This window comes from Streptomyces diversicolor (genome assembly GCF_057537855.1).
The window spans coordinates 144,799-163,806 of the sequence record NZ_BAAJXA010000002.1 but is presented as its reverse complement, the minus strand read 5'-3'; the positions used below and the strand labels follow the sequence as shown (position 1 = coordinate 163,806).

At 72.8% G+C, this 19,008-nt stretch carries 14 protein-coding genes; 9 read left to right on the top strand and 5 right to left on the bottom strand.

Annotated elements, in window-relative coordinates:
• Window positions 1–10 precede the first annotated feature (10 nt).
• Both AC27LF_RS02625 and AC27LF_RS02620 read right to left on the bottom strand, forming a co-directional pair.
• Complete coding sequence (locus AC27LF_RS02625; RefSeq protein WP_479656058.1) at window positions 11–250, bottom strand: heavy-metal-associated domain-containing protein; 240 nt, start codon at window positions 248–250, stop codon at window positions 11–13.
• A 249-nt stretch (window positions 251–499) separates the two neighbouring features.
• On the bottom strand, window positions 500–763 hold the full coding sequence (locus AC27LF_RS02620; RefSeq protein WP_479656059.1) for a hypothetical protein: 264 nt from the start codon (window positions 761–763) through the stop codon (window positions 500–502).
• 240 nt (window positions 764–1,003) lie between these two features.
• Here AC27LF_RS02620 and AC27LF_RS02615 point away from each other — a divergent pair, with 240 nt between their 5' ends.
• Window positions 1,004–2,047, top strand: a complete 1,044-nt coding sequence (locus AC27LF_RS02615) for a zinc-dependent alcohol dehydrogenase family protein (RefSeq protein WP_479656060.1) — start codon at window positions 1,004–1,006, stop codon at window positions 2,045–2,047.
• A 150-nt stretch (window positions 2,048–2,197) separates the two neighbouring features.
• Here AC27LF_RS02615 and AC27LF_RS02610 read toward each other — a convergent pair whose 3' ends face one another.
• Entirely contained in the window at window positions 2,198–2,398 is a 201-nt protein-coding gene (locus AC27LF_RS02610; RefSeq protein ID WP_121888636.1) for a helix-turn-helix transcriptional regulator, read from the bottom strand.
• Window positions 2,399–2,747: 349 nt separating this feature from the next.
• Entirely contained in the window at window positions 2,748–3,674 is a 927-nt protein-coding gene (locus AC27LF_RS02605; RefSeq protein WP_479656176.1) for a sugar phosphate isomerase/epimerase family protein, read from the bottom strand.
• A 129-nt stretch (window positions 3,675–3,803) separates the two neighbouring features.
• Between AC27LF_RS02605 and iolC the strand changes: the two genes are divergently transcribed.
• The 8 genes from iolC (at window position 3,804) to AC27LF_RS02565 (ending at window position 15,691) form a co-directional block, all read left to right on the top strand.
• Window positions 3,804–4,754, top strand: a complete 951-nt coding sequence (iolC, locus tag AC27LF_RS02600) for a 5-dehydro-2-deoxygluconokinase (protein WP_479656061.1) — start codon at window positions 3,804–3,806, stop codon at window positions 4,752–4,754.
• A 182-nt stretch (window positions 4,755–4,936) separates the two neighbouring features.
• Window positions 4,937–5,815: a Cgl0159 family (beta/alpha)8-fold protein gene (locus tag AC27LF_RS02595; protein ID WP_479656177.1), complete on the top strand. Its 879-nt coding sequence runs from the start codon at window positions 4,937–4,939 to the stop codon at window positions 5,813–5,815.
• Window positions 5,816–5,822: 7 nt separating this feature from the next.
• Complete coding sequence (gene iolB, locus AC27LF_RS02590) at window positions 5,823–6,647, top strand: 5-deoxy-glucuronate isomerase (RefSeq protein WP_479656062.1); 825 nt, start codon at window positions 5,823–5,825, stop codon at window positions 6,645–6,647.
• The gene (iolD, locus tag AC27LF_RS02585; protein WP_479656063.1) at window positions 6,644–8,527 is read left to right on the top strand and encodes a 3D-(3,5/4)-trihydroxycyclohexane-1,2-dione acylhydrolase (decyclizing); all 1,884 of its coding nucleotides are present in this window, start codon (window positions 6,644–6,646) and stop codon (window positions 8,525–8,527) included. Before iolB ends, iolD begins: the two co-directional genes overlap by 4 nt.
• A 14-nt stretch (window positions 8,528–8,541) precedes the next feature.
• Entirely contained in the window at window positions 8,542–10,044 is a 1,503-nt protein-coding gene (gene mmsA, locus AC27LF_RS02580; RefSeq protein ID WP_479656064.1) for a CoA-acylating methylmalonate-semialdehyde dehydrogenase, read from the top strand.
• 373 nt (window positions 10,045–10,417) lie between these two features.
• Window positions 10,418–11,818: an APC family permease gene (locus AC27LF_RS02575; protein WP_479656065.1), complete on the top strand. Its 1,401-nt coding sequence runs from the start codon at window positions 10,418–10,420 to the stop codon at window positions 11,816–11,818.
• Between the two features lie 130 nt (window positions 11,819–11,948).
• Window positions 11,949–14,831 carry an alpha/beta fold hydrolase gene (locus AC27LF_RS02570; RefSeq protein ID WP_479656066.1) on the top strand — a complete coding sequence of 961 codons (2,883 nt, stop codon included), beginning with the start codon at window positions 11,949–11,951 and terminating at the stop codon, window positions 14,829–14,831.
• Window positions 14,828–15,691: an ABC transporter permease gene (locus tag AC27LF_RS02565; protein ID WP_479656067.1), complete on the top strand. Its 864-nt coding sequence runs from the start codon at window positions 14,828–14,830 to the stop codon at window positions 15,689–15,691. The genes AC27LF_RS02570 and AC27LF_RS02565 overlap by 4 nt, the downstream gene beginning before the upstream one ends.
• 97 nt (window positions 15,692–15,788) lie before the next feature.
• Here AC27LF_RS02565 and lacZ read toward each other — a convergent pair whose 3' ends face one another.
• Window positions 15,789–18,950, bottom strand: coding sequence for a beta-galactosidase, LacZ type (gene lacZ, locus AC27LF_RS02560; RefSeq protein WP_479656068.1), 3,162 nt, complete (start codon window positions 18,948–18,950; stop codon window positions 15,789–15,791).
• Between the last annotated feature and the right edge of the window lie 58 nt (window positions 18,951–19,008).

Here is a 19,008-nt window from a genome sequence, read left to right as displayed (position 1 = left end):
CCGTGCGGGCTCAGGCCGTGCCGACCAGTTCGAAGCCGGCCTCGTCGACGGCGGCGCGTACGGCCTCCTCGTCGAGCGGCGCGGCGGAGACGACGGTGACCTCGCCGCTGGACGCGACGGCCTTCACCGAGCTGACGCCGGGGATCTCCGAGATCTCCCCGGAGACGGCACCCTCGCAGTGTCCGCAGCTCATTCCGTTCACCTGGTAGACGGTCGTGACGGAGTCCCTGTTGTCGGTCTGGGCGGTCATGGCATTGCTCCTCGTCCGTGGCAGGTGGGGCCGATGAGTCCCACAGTGGGGCCTGCGTCACCCAGAGTATACCCCTAGGGGGTACATCCGAGCCCGGGAACCCGCCCACAACCCCGTTGGCGGCGACCGCCCTCTCAGGCACCCCGACTCGCTCCACCGCCCGCACCCAGCCTCACTTCCCCTCGCGCCCCTGCCCACCGGGCGAGCGTGTTGTGTGCCCTCGGCGCGGCTCACCGCCGGCGGTCAGGCTCATGTCCGGTCGCGGCCGTGTCCGTCGGGTGAGCGCAGGGCCAGTGCGGCGCATGCGAGGGAGCCGCCGAGCAGGAGCAGCGTGGGCAGTGAGGCGGCCTTCTGTGCCGCGTACCCGATCAGGGCGGCCGGCACCAGCAGGGCGGGGGCACCCCACAGCCGGCTCCGCCACCGGCCCCCGCGCACCCGGCGGCGGGGCGGCGGGGACCGCCGCGGGCCGGGGATGCGGGCCCGGGGTGGCCCGGGCGGCGGGGCGTGGGTCACGACAGGTCCCCTCGGAGGCGATCTACCCGCACCCTATGCAGAGCGCCCCCACCCCGCAGTCCGAACCCCACCCCGACAGCCGACACCCAGCCGCAGCTGATCAAGGCCAGGTAGCCCCCGAAGGGGCGCGGGGAACCGCGCGCTCGACCCCCGCCCAGCCGCAGCCGGCCGACGACGCATCATGGGATCCGCCCCAAGCGGAGCGCAGTCGCAGATGAGCCGGTCCACAAGGAGAGAAACATGCGGGCTGTGGTGTTCGAGCGGTACGGAGAGCCCGCCGAGATCAAGGAGGTGCCGGACCCGCAGCCGGCGGAGCACGGCGTGGTGGTGCGCGTAGCGGCGACCGGCCTGTGCCGCAGCGACTGGCACGGCTGGATGGGCCATGACCCGGACATCACCTTGCCGCACGTACCCGGTCATGAACTCGCCGGGACTATCGAGGCGGTGGGCGCCCGCGTCACCGGCTGGCGTCCCGGCGACCGGGTCACCGTGCCCTTCGTCTGCGCCTGCGGGAGCTGCCCGGCGTGTGCGGCGGGCGACCAGCAGGTGTGCGAGCGGCAGACCCAGCCCGGCTTCCACCACTGGGGTTCCTTCGCCGAGTACGTGGCGCTCGACCACGCCGATGTGAACCTGGTCCGCGTCCCCGACGGGATGTCCTTCGCGACCGCCGCCTCCCTCGGCTGCCGCTTCGCGACGGCCTTCCGCGCGGTGGTGCAGCAGGGCCGGGTGGCGGCGGGGGAGTGGGTCGCGGTGCACGGTTGCGGAGGCGTGGGCCTGTCGGCGGTGATGATCGCGGCGGCGTCGGGCGCCCGGGTGGTCGCCGTGGACGTGTCGCCCCGGGCCCTGGAGCTGGCGCGTGCGTTCGGCGCCGCGGCGTGCGTGGACGCGGCGGGCACGGCGGACCCGGCGGCGGCGGTGCGCGAGCTGACCGGCGGCGGCGCCCACCTGTCCCTGGACGCCCTCGGCTCCCCGGCCACCTGCGCCGGCTCGGTGGCCGGGCTGCGCCGCCGCGGCCGGCATGTCCAGGTGGGCCTGCTGCCCTCCGCGGACGGCGCCACCCCGGTTCCCATGGCCCGCGTCGTCGCCCTGGAACTGGAGATCTTCGGCAGCCACGGCATGGCCGCGCACGCCTATCCGGCGATGCTGGAGCTGGTCCGGGCGGGGATGCTGCGCCCCGACCGGCTGGTGACGGCGGCGATCCCGCTGGAGGCGGCACCGTCCGCGCTGGCCGCGATGGGCACGGCACCGGGTTCGGGGGTGACGGTCATCGAGCCTTGGTCCTGAGGCCCGCCCATACGCGGACGCGCGGCGCGGTCCGACGGCGAGGGCGACCGCCGCGAACCGGCGGGACCGCCCCCACGCGGGCGGGCGGCATCCCGTGTTCCTCGGCGCACGGTGCCCCGCCCGGAGGCGGGGCACCGCGGAGGGTGCCGGTCAGTTCTGGCGTCTGCCGCGGTTGCCGGGACGGGAGGCCACCCAGGCGCGGACGGTGTCCGCGTACCAGTAGGGCTTACCTCCCTCCACATGGTCGGGCGGGGGTAGCAGCCCGTGTTTGCGATAGGACCGTACGGTGTCCGGCTGCACCTTGATATGTGCCGCGATCTCCTTGTAGGACCAGAGCCTTCGGTCGGTCATGAGTCGCACCTCCCTGCGCGCGCCGCGGCGGCGACCGGGACGGCCGTCGGGGGAGCCGGGCGCTGCGCTGGCGATCACCACGCCTGTGTCCGGTCAACGACGCACAGTGAGTGCGAGGAAGGGGCTGTCGACCGGATGTGACCGAGAGCCCGCGTATGCGCGACATGTGTGACAGGGCGGAGGCGTTTGTGACACGGCCGATGCAAAGGCGTCGCCGGTTCGGGTGGCCGCGACGGCGCGGTCCGGTGCGGGGGCGGGCCGCGTCGGCCCGGCGGTCCCGTGGGGAGCGACCAGCCACGATGGTGCCGCAGCCGGCCGATGGGACAGCGCGGCACTCCCAGCGGAGCGCTCAGGCCCCGCAGGACCTCAGGAAGGCCCGGGTGCGCTGGGCGATCGGCAGCGGCCGGTCCGGTTCGCAGGGGTACATGTCCTGCTCGACGATCGCGAACAGGTCGACGTCCAGCCGCGCCGCGGCCTGAAGGACCGGGCCGAGCGCGGGCACGCCGGACGGCGGTTCGCACATGACGCCCTTGGCGACCGCGGGCCCGAACGGGATGCCGTCGGCCCGTACCTCGGCGAGGATCTGCGGGTCCACCTGCTTGAGGTGCAGATAGCCGATGCGCTCGCCGTAGGTCTCGATCAGCTTGACGCTGTCTCCGCCGCAGTACGCGTAGTGCCCGGTGTCCAGGCACAGCGACACCAGGGAGGAGTCGGTGCCGTCGAGGAAGCGGACGACGTTCTCCTCGCTGTCGATGTGGGTGTCGGCGTGCGGGTGGACGACGATCTCCAGGCCGTAGCGTTCGCGCACCTCGCGGCCGAGCCGTTCGGTCAGCGAGGTGAGGTTGCGCCACTGCTCGGGGGTCAGCGTGTCCGGCTCCAGCACCTCGCCGGTCTTGTCGTCGCGCCAGAACGACGGGATGACGACCAGGTGCCGGGCGCCCATGGCCTGGGTGAGGGCCGCGATGTCGGAGACGTGCGCCCAGGTGCGGTCCCAGACCGCCGGGCCGTGGTGCAGGCCGGTGAAGACGGTGCCGGCCGACACCTTCAGACCGCGTCGGGCGGTCTCCTCGGTGAGGACGGCCGGATCGGTCGGCAGATAGCCGTAGGGGCCCAGTTCGATCCACTCGTAGCCGGATGCGGCGACCTCGTCGAGGAAGCGCCGCCAGGGCACCTGCCGGGGGTCGTCCGGGAACCACACGCCCCAGGAATCGGGGGCCGATCCGACCCGGATGCGGGAGAGGCCGGGGACGGGGGACTGAGGTGACATCGACGTCATGGCCGCCAGGGTGCGGGTCACGGAAGGGGGTGTCAAGCACTCGTCCGAATGTCCGGACAAAACATTGACAGGGTTCCCGGTGCGGGACTACAAACCGGGGGAGAGCCGTGTGCCGAAGAAGGGAAGCCGATGGCGTACGACCTGATCACCATGGGGCGGATCGGAGTGGATCTGTATCCGTTGCAGACGGGCGTGCCGCTCGCCCAGGTGTCCTCCTTCGGCAAGTTCCTCGGCGGGTCGGCGACGAACGTCGCGGTCGCCGCGGCCCGCCTCGGCCGGAGCACCGCCGTGATCACCCGCACCGGTGACGACCCGTTCGGCGCCTATCTGCACGAGGCCCTGCGCGGCTTCGGCGTCGACGACCGCTGGGTCACCGCGGTCCCCGGGCTGCCCACCCCGGTCACCTTCTGCGAGGTCTTCCCGCCGGACGACTTCCCGCTCTACTTCTACCGGCAGCCCAAGGCGCCCGACCTGGAGATCGACGCGCATGACCTGGACCTCGACGCCGTCCGGGAGGCCCGCGTCTTCTGGGTCACCGGCACCGGCCTGAGCGAGGAGCCCAGCCGCACGGCGACCCTGGCGGCCCTCGCGCACCGCGCCAAGTCCGGCACCACGGTCTTCGACCTCGACTGGCGCCCCATGTTCTGGTCCGACCCGGACACGGCACGCCCGTTCTACGCGGAGGCGCTGCGCCACACCACCGTCGCCGTCGGCAACCTCGACGAGGTGGAGGTGGCCACCGGGGTCCGCGAACCGCACGCCGCGGCCCGCGCGCTGCTCGACGCGGGCGTGGAGATCGCCGTCGTCAAGCAGGGACCCAAGGGCGTCCTCGCCGTCAGCAGGAGCGGCGGGTCGGCCGAGGTGCCGCCGCTGCCGGTCACCGTCCTGAACGGACTGGGCGCCGGTGACGCCTTCGGCGGCTCCCTGTGCCACGGCCTGCTGGCCTGCTGGGACCTGGAGACGATCATGCGGCACGCCAACGCGGCCGGCGCCATCGTCGCCTCCCGCCTGGAGTGCTCCTCGGCGATGCCCACCCCGGACGAGGTCGCCGCCGCGCTCGCGGCCGGAGCGGTGCTGTGAGGGCCGGCCGGGTCACCGGCGCCCACCCCGAGGGCCCGGACGGCGGCGGCGCCCACCCTGACGGCGCGAACGGCGGTGGCGCCCACCCCCAAGGCCCGAGCGGCGATGCCCACCCTGACGGCGCGAACGGTGGCGATGCCCACCCCGAGGGCCCGAGCGGCGGCGGGCACGCGCGCGTGGACGTGTCCGCGCTGGTGCGCACCCGCACCCGCCACCCCGAGGCGGTGGCCGAGGCGGCGGCCCGCCGCCCGCGCCGCCCGCTGCTCGGCGAGCACGGCCGGCTGATGATCGTGGCCGCCGACCACCCGGCCCGCGGCGCCCTCGGCATCGGCGACCGCAGGCTCGCCATGGCCAACCGTGCCGACCTGCTGGAGCGGCTGTGCCTCGCGCTGTCCCGCCCCGGTGTGGACGGGGTCCTCGCGACCGCCGACATCCTCGACGACCTGCTGCTGCTCGGCGCCCTCGACCACAAGATCGTCATGGGCTCCATGAACCGCGGCGGGCTCCAGGGCGCCTCCTTCGAACTCGACGACCGCTTCACCGGCCACCGCCCCGAGGACATCGAACGGCTCGGCTTCGACGCGGGCAAGCTGCTGCTGCGCATCGACTACGCCGACCCGGGCTCGCTGACCACCCTGGAGTCCACCGCGCGCGTCATAGACGCGATGGCCGAGCGCCGGCTGCCGGTGTTCGTCGAGCCGTTCATCAGCCGCCGCACGCCCGAGGGCCGGCTGCGCAACGACCTGTCGGCGGAGGCCGTCACCCGTTCCATCGCCATCGCCTCGGGCCTCGGCGGTACGTCCGCCTACACCTGGTTGAAGGTGCCGGTCACCGAGCACCCGGACGACATGGCCGACGTCATGGCGACCTCCACGCTGCCCGCCGTGCTGCTCGGCGGCGAGGTCGGCGGCACCCCCGCGGACCAGGAGGCGGCGTACGAGAAGTGGCGCGGCGCCCTGCGCCTGCCCACCGTGCGCGGCCTGGTGGTCGGCCGCTCGCTGCTGTACCCGGCGGACGGCGATGTGGCCGCCGCCGTGGACACCGCCGTAGGACTGCTGTGAGGGCCGCATGACCAGCAAGGACCTGTATCTGCCGCAGGGCTCGACCGCGGGCGCCCAGTACGCCGTCGACATCGGCCCCGAGCGGGCCGGTTGGGCCCACAGCGGCCTGCGCGTCGTCGAACTGACCCCGGGCGGCACCCATATGTTCACCACTGGTGACAGCGAGTGGATCGTGCTTCCGCTCAGCGGCGGTTGTACCGTGCAGGTGGAGGACGAAGAGTTCCAAATCCGGGGCCGGGAGAGCGTGTTCGCCTCCGTCTCCGACTTCGTGTACGTACCCCGGGACGCCCGGGTCCAGATCGCCTCCGGTGCGGGAGGCCGCTTCGCCCTGGCAGGAGCGAAGTGCGAGCGACGACTCCCCGCCCGCTACGGCCCCGCGCCGGAGGTCCCCGTCGAACACCGCGGCAGCGGCACCTGCTCCCGTCTGGTGCGCAACTTCGCCGCCGCCGACGTGTTCGACTGCGACCGGCTGATCGCCGTGGAGGTGATCACGCCGGGCGGCAACTGGTCCTCGTACCCGCCGCACAAGCACGACGAGCACCGGCCGGGCGAGGAGTCCGAACTGGAGGAGATCTACTACTTCGAGATCGCCGGTCCGAACGGTCTGGGATATCAGCGCGTATTCCCTTCCCGTGAGGGCGGCTCCGACGTCCTCACGGAGGTCCGCACCGGCGATGCCGTCCTCGTACCCGACGGATGGCACGGCCCCTCCATCGCCCAGCCCGGGCACGACATGTACTACCTGAACGTCATGGCGGGTCCGGGCGGGACGCGGGAGTGGCGGATCCGCTTCCATCCAGACCACGTAGAGAGCACAGAGGGGTACCGATGACCTCAACGACGCGGCTCACGGTCGCGCAGGCGCTCGTCCGCTTCCTGTCCGCCCAGTACACGGAGCGGGACGGCGAGCGGCACCGGCTCATCAGCGCCACCTGGGGCATCTTCGGGCACGGCAACGTCGCCGGTATCGGTCAGGCGCTCGTCGAGTACGCCGCCGACATGCCGTACCACCAGGGCCGTAACGAACAGGCCATGGTGCACGCGGCGGTCGGCTACGCGCGCCAGTCCGGCCGGCTGTCCACGCACGCGGTGACGACGTCCATCGGCCCGGGCGCCACCAACCTCGTCACCGGTGCCGCGCTGGCCACGGTCAACCATCTGCCGGTGCTGCTGCTGCCCGGTGACGTGTTCGCCGCCCGCCCCGCCGACCCGGTGCTCCAGCAGCTCGAAGTCCCGTACGCGGGCGATGTGTCGGTCAACGACAGCCTGCGCCCGGTCTCCCGGTACTTCGACCGGATCACCCGGCCGGAGGCCCTGATAGCGTCCGCGCTCCAGGCCGTGCGGGTCCTCACCGACCCCGTCGAGACCGGCGCGGTCACGCTCGCCCTTCCGCAGGACGTCCAGGCGGAGGCGTACGACTGGCCCGAGGAGTTCTTCGCCGAACGGGTGTGGACGGTGCGCAGGCCGCAGGCCGACCCGGCCGAACTGGCCGCGGCGGTACGGGCCGTCCGCGCGGCCCGGCGGCCCCTCGTCATCGCGGGCGGCGGCGTCCACCACAGCCGGGCCGAGGCCGCGCTCGCCGCGTTCGCCGAGGCCACCCGCGTCCCGGTCGCCGCCACCCAGGCCGGCAAGGGCGCGCTGCGCTGGGACCATCCGCAGGACGTGGGCGGCGTCGGCCACACCGGCACGGCGACCGCGGACGAACTGGCCCGCACCGCCGACCTGGTGATCGGCGTCGGCACCCGCTACACCGACTTCACCACCGCGTCCGGCACCCTCTTCGAGAACCCGGACGTCCGCTTCCTCAACCTCAACATCGCCGCGTACGACGGCCACAAGCTGGCCGGGCTGCCGCTCGTCGCCGACGCCCGGGACGCGCTGCGCGCCCTCACCGGGGCGCTCGGGGAGCACGGGTGGCGGGTCGCCGACGCGTACGTCGCCGAGTACACGGAGGACAAGGAGCGCTGGGAGCAGCGCGTCGACGCCTGCTACGAGGCCGACGAGCCGGACGTCCGGCCGACCCAGCCGCAGGTGCTCGGCGCGCTCGACGCGATCGTCGACGAGTCCGACATCGTCGTCAACGCGGCCGGCTCCCTGCCCGGCGATCTGCACAAGCTGTGGCGGGCGCGGTCGCGGGACCAGTACCACCTGGAGTACGGCTACTCGTGCATGGGCTATGAGATCCCCGCCGCCATCGGGGTGAAGCTCGCCGCGCCCGACCGGCCGGTGTGGGCGCTGGTCGGCGACGGCACGTATCTGATGATGCCGACCGAGATCGTCACGGCCGTCCAGGAGGGCATCGCGATCAAGCTGCTGCTGGTGCAGAACCACGGCTACGCCTCCATCGGCGGGCTCTCGGAGTCGGTGGGCGGCGAACGGTTCGGCACCGCCTACCGTTTCCCGGCCGAGGACGGCGGCCACACGGGCGCCCCGCTGCCGGTGGACCTCGCCGCCAACGCGGCCAGTCTCGGCATGCGCGTGCTGCGCGCCAGGACCGTGCGGGACCTGCGCGAGGCGCTCGTGAAGGCGCGGGCCGCCGACACTCCCACATGTGTCTACGTGGAGACCGAAACGGCCGACACTGTGTCGGGCGCGCCTCCGGCGCAGGCCTGGTGGGATGTTCCTGTGGCCGAGACCGCGACCCGACCGTCCGCGGTCAAGGCGCGTGAGCTGTACGAACGGCACGTCTCGACCCGACGCCGCCATCTGTGAAGGAGTAACCGGGCATGACGAAGATCGTCAACCACTGGATCGGCGGCAAGACCGTCGAAGGCGCCTCGGGGACGTACGGGCCGGTCACGGACCCGGCGACCGGGGCGGTCACCACCAAGGTCGCGTTCGCCACCGTCGACGAGGTGGACGCGGCGGTCGCGGCGGCCAAGGACGCCTTCGCGACCTGGGGCCAATCCTCGCTGGCCAGGCGCACGGAGATCCTGTTCCGCTTCCGCGCGCTGCTGGACGCCCACCGCGACGAGATCGCCGCCCTGATCACCGCCGAGCACGGCAAGGTGCACTCCGACGCGCTCGGCGAGGTCGCCCGCGGCCTGGAGATCGTCGACCTGGCGTGCGGCATCAACGTGCAGCTCAAGGGCGAGCTGTCCACGCAGGTCGCGAGCCGCGTGGACGTGGCCTCGATCCGGCAGCCGCTGGGCGTCGTCGCGGGCATCACGCCGTTCAACTTCCCGGCGATGGTCCCGATGTGGATGTTCCCGATCGCCATCGCGTGCGGCAACACGTTCGTCCTGAAGCCGTCCGAGAAGGACCCGTCGGCATCCGTCAGGATCGCCGAACTGCTGGCCGAGGCCGGGCTGCCGGACGGCGTCTTCAACATCGTGCACGGTGACAAGGTGGCCGTGGACCGGCTCCTGGAGCACCCGGACGTCAAGGCCGTCTCCTTCGTCGGCTCGACCCCGATCGCCCGCTACATCCACACCACCGCCGCCGCGAACGGCAAGCGCGTCCAGGCCCTGGGCGGCGCCAAGAACCACATGCTGGTGCTGCCGGACGCCGACCTGGACGCGGCGGCCGACGCGGCCGTCTCCGCCGCCTACGGCTCAGCGGGCGAGCGCTGCATGGCCATCTCGGCGGTCGTCGCGGTCGGTGCGATCGGCGACACGCTGGTGGCGAAGATCCGCGAGCGCGCCGAGCGGATCAAGATCGGCCCCGGCAACGACCCGACGAGCGAGATGGGCCCGCTGATCACGGCCGCGCACCGCGACAAGGTGGCGTCGTACGTACGGGGTGCCGCCGCCGAGGGCGCCGAGGTCGTGCTCGACGGCACCGGGCACACGGTCGAGGGCTTCGAGGACGGCCACTGGATCGGCATCTCGCTGCTCGACAAGGTGCCGACCGGCGCGAAGGCGTACCAGGACGAGATCTTCGGCCCCGTCCTGTGCGTGCTGCGCGTCGACACGTACGAGGAGGGCCTGGCCCTCATCAACGGCTCGCCGTTCGGCAACGGCACCGCGATCTTCACCCGGGACGGCGGCGCCGCCCGCCGCTTCCAGCTGGAGGTGGAGGCGGGCATGGTCGGGGTGAACGTGCCGATCCCGGTCCCCGTGGGCTACCACTCCTTCGGCGGCTGGAAGGACTCGCTCTTCGGCGACCACCACATCTACGGCAACGACGGCACGCACTTCTACACCCGCGGCAAGGTCGTCACCACCCGCTGGCCCGACCCCGCCGACGCCCCCGCCGGCGTGGACCTCGGCTTCCCGCGCAACCACTGACCCACCCCGCCGCGCGCCCCGCCCTCCCGGACCTCGACACCGCGGAGGGCGGGGCGTCGGCATACCCGGATCCGGTACGTCCGGATGTCCGGACAGCGGACGTCCTGACGTTTTTTTGACGCGGTGCCTGCGATTCCCGTACGGGCCTCTTGCGCGGAGGGGACGGCCGGGAGGTGCCGGTTACGCGATCAAGCGGCCTCTCGATCTACGAATTCCGTAGGTAAACGGCTATTGACGTGCTGGTTTTCGTTGAGATTCCATCAGCGCCGGGAGCGACGAAGAGATGCGACACGAAGAGATGGACGACGCGAGCCGCCGGAGGCGATAACGCTCCCGCCCCACCACTCCGCACGAGTCCGATCGGAACCGCTCCATGACCGACACGCTCCGCCCTGTCGAAACCGGCGCCCCGCAGGAACCGGCCGACAGCCCCCAGCAGCTCAAGCGTTCCATCGGCGTCGTCGGCGGCACCCTGCTGACGCTCTCCTGCGTGACGCCCGCCTCCACCCTGTTCGTCGTGGTCCCCGACCTGTTCGGCTCGCTCGGCACCGCCACCGCCCTGACGATCGCCATCGGCTCCCTGCTCTGTATCGCCGTGGCGTTCTGCTACTCCGAGCTGGGCACCCTCATCCCCAGCGCGGGCGGCGAGTACGCCATGGTGTCCACGATGGCCGGACGGCTCGCCGGCTGGCTGGTCTTCGTGCTCTCCCTGCTCGTCGTGATGATCGTGCCCCCGGTGATCGCGATGGGCACGGCCGACTACCTCGCCCCGGTCGTCCACCTCGATCCGGCCATGACCGGCGCGGGCGTGATGCTGCTCGCCACCCTCGCCGGCCTGCTCGACCTGCGCGCCAACGCCTGGATCACCGGCATCTTCCTGGTCCTTGAGGTCATCGCCGCCGCCCTGGTCGCCCTGCTGGGCTTCGCACACGGCCACCGCGGACTCGGCAGCCTCACCTCCCTTCAGGTGGCCGGCCCCGACGGCCACACCGACACCGTGACCGCCATGCTGGTCATCTCAGGGCTCGCCATCGCCCTCTTCGTCACCCAGGGCTTCTCCACCGCCGTCTACCTCTCCGAGGAACTGGAGAACCCGCGCCGCAACGTCGCCCGCACCGTCCTGGCCACCCTCGCCATCTCCGCCGTGATCATCCTGGTCCCGGTCGTCGCCATCACCCTGGGCGCCTCCGACATCGAGCAGCTGACCGGCGGCGACATCGGCGCCATGGTCACCGCCTGGTCCAACTCGGCCGTCGGCACCTTCGTCAGCCTCTGCGTCGCCCTCGCCATCATCAACGCGGGCATCGTCATGGTCATCCAGAACTCCCGCGTGCTGTTCGCCTCCGCCCGCGACAAAGCCTGGCCCGAACCGGTCAACAACGTCTTCTCCCGGCTCGGCCGCTTCGGCTCCCCCTGGGTCGCCACCCTCGCCGTCGGCGTGCCCGGCGCGCTGCTCTGCTTCGTCAACCTGGACACCCTGTACGGCGTCACGGGCGTCTCCGTGACCGGCATGTACCTGCTGGTCGCGGTCGCCGCCCTGCTGGCCCGCCGCGGCCCGCACCGGCACACGCCCGCCTGGCGCATGCCGCTGTGGCCCGCGATGCCGGTCCTGCTCATCGCCGTCCTGGCCTACGTCCTGAGCACACAGGAGACGGTCTATCTGCTGTGGACCGGCGGCATCATGGCCGCCGCCACCCTCTACTGGGCCCTCTACCTGCGCCCGCGCCGCGACACCCGCTGGCTGGTGTCGATCCCGGAGGACACGCGGACCTGACCGCGCCGGCCCGAACCCGGCGCGTACCACGTCCGCGGTATGCCGGAACGGGCCCGTACTCCCCGGGAAGGTGCGGGGGTTCCGACCGGTGGCTGCATCGGTTGTCGGTGGCGGCCCGTACCGTTGAGCCATGGATCTTCGACTGCCCGGCCGGCGCGGGCTGTTCCGGGGGCCGCGGCGGCTGTGGACCGCCGCGGCCGCCCTCGTGGTGCTCGCCGGCGCCGGCACGTGGACGGCCGTCGCCGCCGACGACCCGCCCCGGGTGCACCGGACCGACCAGGTCATGACCATGGCCGACGGGACACACATCGACACCTCGTACTTCACCTCGGCCGCCGCGGGCCGCCGCCCGGCCGTCCTGCTGGCGCACGGCTTCGGCGGCAGCAAGGACGACCTGCGCGGCCAGGCCCAGGACCTGGCCCGCGACGGGTACGCGGTGCTGACCTGGTCCGCGCGCGGCTTCGGGAAGTCGACCGGCAGGATCGGGCTGAACGACCCGCAACGCGAGGTCTCCGACGTCTCCCGGCTCATCGACTGGCTGGCCGAGCAGCCCCAGGTCCGGCTCGACAGGCAGGGCGACCCGCGCGTCGGCGTGGCCGGCGGCTCGTACGGCGGCGCGATCTCCCTGCTCGCCGCCGGACACGACGACCGGGTGGACGCCATCGCCCCGGCGATCACGTACTGGAACCTGGCGGACGCGCTGTTCCCGAGCGGCGTGTTCAAGAAGCTGTGGGCGGGGATCTTCTTCAACACCGGCGGCGGCTGCGCCAGGTTCGAAGCCACGCTGTGCGCCATGTACGACCGGATCGCCGAGTCGGGCAGGCCGGACGCCGCCGCCCGCACCCTGCTGGAGCAGCGCTCGCCGTCCGCCGTCGCCGACCGCATCAAGGTGCCCACGCTCCTCGTGCAGGGCCAGACCGACTCCCTGTTCACGCTCGCCCAGTCCGACGCCGCCGAGAAGGCGATCCGGGCGAACGGCGCCCCGGTCGACGTCGACTGGATCGCGGGCGGCCATGACGGCGGCGACATGGAGACGGACCGCGTACAGGCGCGGGTCAGGGCCTGGTTCGACCGCTACCTCAAGAACGACAAGGGAACCGACACCGGTCCGGCGTTCCGCATCACCCGCACCGGAGGCGTCGACTCCACCAACGGCACGGCCCTGCAGCGCGGCGCGAGCGCCGACACCTACCCCGGCCTGGCGGCCGGCCGCCGCTCCCTCGCGCTGACCGGCGGCACGCAGCGGGTCGAGAACCCGGCCGGGGCCAGCCCGCCGGGCGTCTCCGCGCTGCCCGGCCTCGGCGCCGCGAGCGGGCTCGGCGGGCTGTCCGCCCTCGGCGTCGGCGTCTCCCTCGACTTCCCCGGCCAGTACGCCGCGTTCGAGTCGGCGCCGGTCGCCTCCGATCTGCGCATCACCGGCTCCCCGACGGTCACCGTTCATGTCGCCTCAAGCCGCGACGACGCCGTGCTGTTCGGCAAGGTGTACGACGTCGGACCCGGCGGCAGCCGGCCCGTGCTGCCCGCGCAACTGGTCACCCCGCTGCGCGTCGAGGGCGCGAGGTCCGGCAAGGACGTCACGGTCACCCTCCCGGCGATCGACCACGACGTGCAGAAGGGTCACCGGCTCCGCCTGGTCCTCGCCTCCACGGACCTCGGCTATGCCTCACCGGCGGCCCCGGCGACCTACACCGTCTCCCTGAAGGGCGACCTGAGCGTGCCGACGGCCCCGGGCGTGACGACCGCGGCGGCGCCGCTGCCGTCCTGGGTGTGGTGGCTGCCACCGGCCGCCGCCGTGCTGGCGCTGGCCCTGCTGCTGACCGCCCGCCGCCGTACCGCGGTGTCCGAGCCCGATCCCGCCCTGGCCGACGTCCCGCTGCAGATCACGGACCTGAGCAAGCGGTACGCGAAGTCGGCCGACCGGTACGCGGTGCGGGAGCTGTCCTTCCGCGTCGAGAAGGGCCAGGTGCTGGGGCTGCTCGGGCCGAACGGCGCGGGCAAGACGACGACCCTGCGCATGCTGATGGGCCTGATCACCCCCGACGACGGAGAGATCCGCGTCTTCGGCCATGCGATCCGGCCGGGCGCGCCGGTGCTGTCGCGGGTCGGTGCCTTCGTGGAGGGCGCGGGCTTCCTGCCGCATCTGTCCGGCCGCGAGAACCTGGAGCTGTACTGGCGGGCGACCGGCCGTCCCGCCGAGGACGCACACCTGGACGAGGCCCTGGAGATCGCCGGCCTCGGCGACGCGCTCGCCCGCGCGGTGCGCACCTACTCGCAGGGCATGCGCCAGCGGCTCGCCATCGCCCAGGCCATGCTCGGGCTGCCCGACCTCCTCATCCTCGACGAGCCGACCAACGGCCTCGACCCGCCGCAGATCCGCGAGATGCGCGAGGTGATGATCCGCTACGCGGCGGCGGGCCGCACGGTGATCGTCTCCAGCCATCTGCTCGCCGAGGTCGAACAGTCCTGCACCCATCTGGTGGTGATGGACCGGGGCCGGCTGGTCCAGGCAGGCCCGGTGGGCGAGATCGTCGGCTCGGGCGAGACGCTCCTCGTCGGTCTGGCCACGGACATCACGGACCCCCTGCTCGAAAAGGTGGCGGCACTGCCGGGAGTGGCATCCGCAACCCGCGCGGACGGCGGCCTGCTCATCCACCTGACCCCCGCGCACCCGCCCGCGCACCCGTCGGCGGACTCGACGGCGCTCCCGTCCACGGACGCGGCCGGGCGCCCTCGTGCGGAGTCGACCGCGGACACGCCCGTGCGCGCGCCCGCGGACCCGGCAGGGCAACCGGCCGCAGTCCTGACCGCGGACCCGGCAGGGCACCCCTCCGCAGACCTGCCCGCGGACCCGTCCGTGCCCCCGGTCGGCGGCGGACGCTCGTCGGAGAGCGAGCCGGAGGCCGCCGCGCGGCTTCTCGTCGAGTTGGTCCGGCTCGAAGTCCCCGTCGTTTCGCTCGGTCCCCACCGCCGGCTGGAGGACGCCTTCCTCACCCTGATCGGAGGTTCCGCATGAGTGCGCTCGCCGAGCCCGTCGAGGTGGCCTCCGGCTACCGCGCGGGGCACACGCTGCCGCTGCGGGTCGAACTGGTCCGGCAGCTCAAGCGCCGCCGCACCCTCGTCATGGGCGGCATCCTCGCCGCCCTGCCGTTCGTCCTGGTCATCGCCTTCGCCATCGGCGGCAACCCGAGCGGACGCAACGGCCAGGTCACCCTGATGGACACCGCCACCGCGTCCGGCGCCAACTTCGCCGCGGTGAACCTGTTCGTGTCGGCGGGCTTCCTCCTCGTCATCCCGGTCGCCCTGTTCTGCGGGGACACGGTCGCCTCGGAGGCGAGCTGGTCGTCCCTGCGCTATCTGCTCGCCGCGCCCGTGCCCCGGGCCCGCCTGCTGTGGTCCAAGCTCGCCGTGGGGCTCGGGCTCAGCCTGGCCGCGATGCTGCTGCTGCCGCTCATGGCCATCGCCGTCGGCACGGCGGCCTACGGCTGGGGCCCACTGGAGATCCCCACCGGCGGCGCGCTGGACCCGGGTACGGCGGCCCAGCGCCTCGTGGTGGTCGTCGGGTACATCTTCGTGTCCCAACTGGTCACCGCGGGGCTGGCGTTCTGGCTGTCCACGAAGACGGACGCGCCGCTCGGCGCGGTCGGCGGCGCGGTCGGCCTGACCATCGTCGGCAACGTCCTGGACGCGGTGACCGCCCTCGGCCACTGGCGTGACTTCCTGCCCGCGCACTGGCAGTTCGCCTGGGCCGACGCCGTGCAGCCGCGCCCCGAGTGGTCCGGCATGATCCAGGGCACCGCGATCTCCATGACGTATGCGCTCGTGCTGTTCGCCCTGGCCTTCCGCGGGTTCGCCCGCAAGGACATCGTCTCCTAGATCACCGGAGGACCACCCACCGGCCTCGAAGCGGGCCCGCTCCGTGCCCGCTTCGAGGCCCATCCGCAACTCCGCTGACCGCCGGGGCCGGGCGCGGCTATGCGTCCGCGGGCCGCAGCCGGTACCCGTAGGCGTACGTCCGCCCGGCGTGCAGCAGGTACGGCTCCAACGGCGCGGCGCCCCACGAGTTGATGCCGCCGACGCCCATCTGCCGGTGGTTGACCAGCAGCACCGTCTCGGCGCGCCTGGTCAGCTCGTGCGGGTGCCGCGGCCCGTCCAGGTCGGCCGGCGTGTGGTGCAGGGCGCTGGTCTCCAGCAGGGCCTCGCCGTCCGCGGGGTCGGCGACCACCCGCAGCCCGGCACCGGTGCGTCCGGTCAGCGACAGCCACCGCACATCGGTCTGGTTGCCCGTCTGCTGCGGCCGTACATACGGGGCGACCTGCGCGTCGACCGTGGAACGCCAGCGCCCCACGAACGCGGACGCCTTGCGGTCCTGGTAGTTCTCGTGCGGCCCGCGCCCGAACCACTCCAGCCGCTCCGCGCCCGCCGGCACCCGCATCAGCGCGCCCACCACGGGCAGGTCGGGCAGCCCGGCGGGGGCGTCCAGCGTGTGCCGCACCCGCACCTCCCCGTCCCCGCGCACCCGGAACACCGTGTGCCAGGCGGAGGCGTGCGGCGCGGTCGGCAGCGTGCAGGAGACCTCGACGACGACCTCACCGGGCGCGGGCTGCTCGGCCCGCACCGCGGTCACCGTCCGTCGCGCGCCCGCGTCCCGCCAGGTCAGCGAGGTCTTGTGGAAGTTGCGGCCGATGTCGTTGTCGGTCGGGCCGCGCCAGAAGTTGGGCACAGGCCCCTCGGCGAGCAGCGCCCGCCCCCGCCAGGTGTACGAGGCGAGGGTGCCGGACGCCTTGGCCAGCACCACCTCCACGTCCCGCCCGCGCACCCGCACCTCGGCGTCGGTCTCGGTGAGGGTGAGGTCGCCTTGGGCGGGGGAGTCGTCCGGTGCGGGCGCGGACCAGTCCAACGCGAACTGTTCGGCGGCCACTTCGTGTCCTGCGCCCGCCCAACCGGTGGCGTCGCGCAGCACGAAGGAGAGGCCGAGGAAGTACTCGGCGCCGGGCTCCGGCGCGGCGGGCCTGCGGCAGGGGACGCGGACGACGCGCTCCGCGCCGGGCCCCACCGCGGGCGCCGGCAGCGTGCCGTGCTGCACCGTCGTACCGTCACGGGTCACGGCCCACCGCAGCTCGTAGCCGTCCAGTCCGCTGAAGAGGTGCTTGTTGCGCACCCGTACGGTCCCGGCCGCGAGATCGTCCGCGGTGACCGCCACCGGCTGGTAGCACTTCTTGATCTCGATCAGCCCGGGGTGGACCGCGCGGTCCGCGGCCACCAGCCCGTTGCAGCAGAAGTTGCCGTCCGTCGGATAGCCGGGGTGCCAGTCACCGCCGTACGACAGATAGGTGCGCCGCGAGTCGCCGGGCACCGGCAGCCGGACGGCCTGGTCGACCCAGTCCCAGACGAACCCGCCGTGCAGGTTCGGGTAGCGCTCGAAGACCTCCCAGTACTCCCGGACGTTGCCGCCGCTGTTGCCCATCGAGTGGTTGTACTCGCACAGCAGGAACGGCGTGGGACTGCCGGACCTGCCGTACGCCTCGACGCCCGCCGGGCTGGTGTACATCTCGCTGTGCAGGTCGGCGACGGCGTTCATGCCCTCGTAGTGCACGGGGCGTGCGGCGTCCCGGGTGTGCACCCAGTCGGCCATGACCTGGAAGGTGTCGCCGTGCCCGGCCTCGTTGCCGAGCGACCAGACGACCACGCTCGGATGGTTCTTGTCCCGTTCGACCATCGAGCGCAGCCGGTCCACGCAGGCGTCGGTCCACTCCGGCAGCGAGGCGGGCACGGTGTCGCGCACCCCGTGCGTCTCCAGGTTGGTCTCGTCGATCACGTACAGCCCGTACTCGTCGCACAGTTCGAGCCAGCGCGGGTGGTTGGGGTAGTGCGAGGTGCGGACGGCGTTGATGTTGTGCTGCTTCATCAGACGGATGTCCTGGAGCATGCGTTTCTCGTCGACGGCCTGGCCGCGCTCGGGGTCGCTCTCGTGGCGGTTGGTGCCGCGGAACATGAGGGGCTTCCCGTTGAGGGTGAAGGTCCCCGGCCCGTACTCGACCTGGCGGAAGCCGACGCGGGTGCTGTGGATGTCGACGGCCCGGCCACGGGCGTCGGCGAGCGTCACCACCAGCGTGTACAGGTTCGGCCGTTCCGCTGACCACAGCGCGGGCGCCCGCACCGCGCCCTTCAGGGACACGGTTCCCTCACCGGCCGGCTCCGCGAGGCCCAGCACCCGCCGCCCGCGCGCGTCGAACAGTTCGGCGCTCACCCGGTGGCCCGGGACCCCGCCGTCGCCGTCGCCCCGGTCGCGCACCGTGACGTCGACGGTGAGGACGGCGTCGCGGTAGGCGGAGTCCAGCGCGGTGTGCACGAACAGGTCCTGCACATGCACCCGGGGGATCGAGTACAGGTACACGTCCCGGAAGATCCCGGACAGGTCGATCATGTCCTGGTCCTCCAGCCAGCTGCCGTCGGACCAGCGGTGGACCTCCACGGCCAGGGTGTTGGTGCCCGGCCGCAGATACCGGGTGACGTCGAACTCGGCGGGCGTGTAGCTGTCCTCGCTGTAGCCGACCCGCTGCCCGTTGACCCACACGAAGAACGCGGACTTGACGCCCTGGAAGGACAGCAGGGTGCGCCGGCCCGACCAGGTCCCCGGCACGGTGAAGGCGCGGCGGTAGGAGCCCACCGGGTTGACGTCGTGCGGTACTTCGGGCGGCGCTGGCGTCTCGTAACCGATCCACGGATACCTGATGTTGAGGTAGATCGGCTCGGGGTACCCCTCGATCTCCCAGTTCGAGGGGACGGGGATGCGGTCCCAGCCGCCGTCGTCGTAGCCGGGCTCGTGGAACCCGACGGGCCGCTGGTCCGGGTTGCGCGACCAGCGAAAGCGCCAGTCGCCGTTGAGGGAGCGGTGGTACGGCGACTCCTGGAACCGCCCGCGCAGCGCGTCCGCGGCGCTCGCGTACGGCACCAGCCGGGCCCGCGCCGGCTCGCGGTTGACCTGGAACACCCGCGGGTTCGCGTCCCACGGGTCGCCGTCGGCGGCGAAGGCACGCTTCTGCGCGGCGAAGGCGGCCCAGCCGGCCAGTGCGCCCGCCGTAAGGACGGTGCGCCGGCTCGGTCGGTTCAGGGGGGCTCTCTCTGCACTCATACGGCGGCTCCGAACGCAAGGCATCAAGAAACGCCAGCATCGAACGGAACCGCTCACC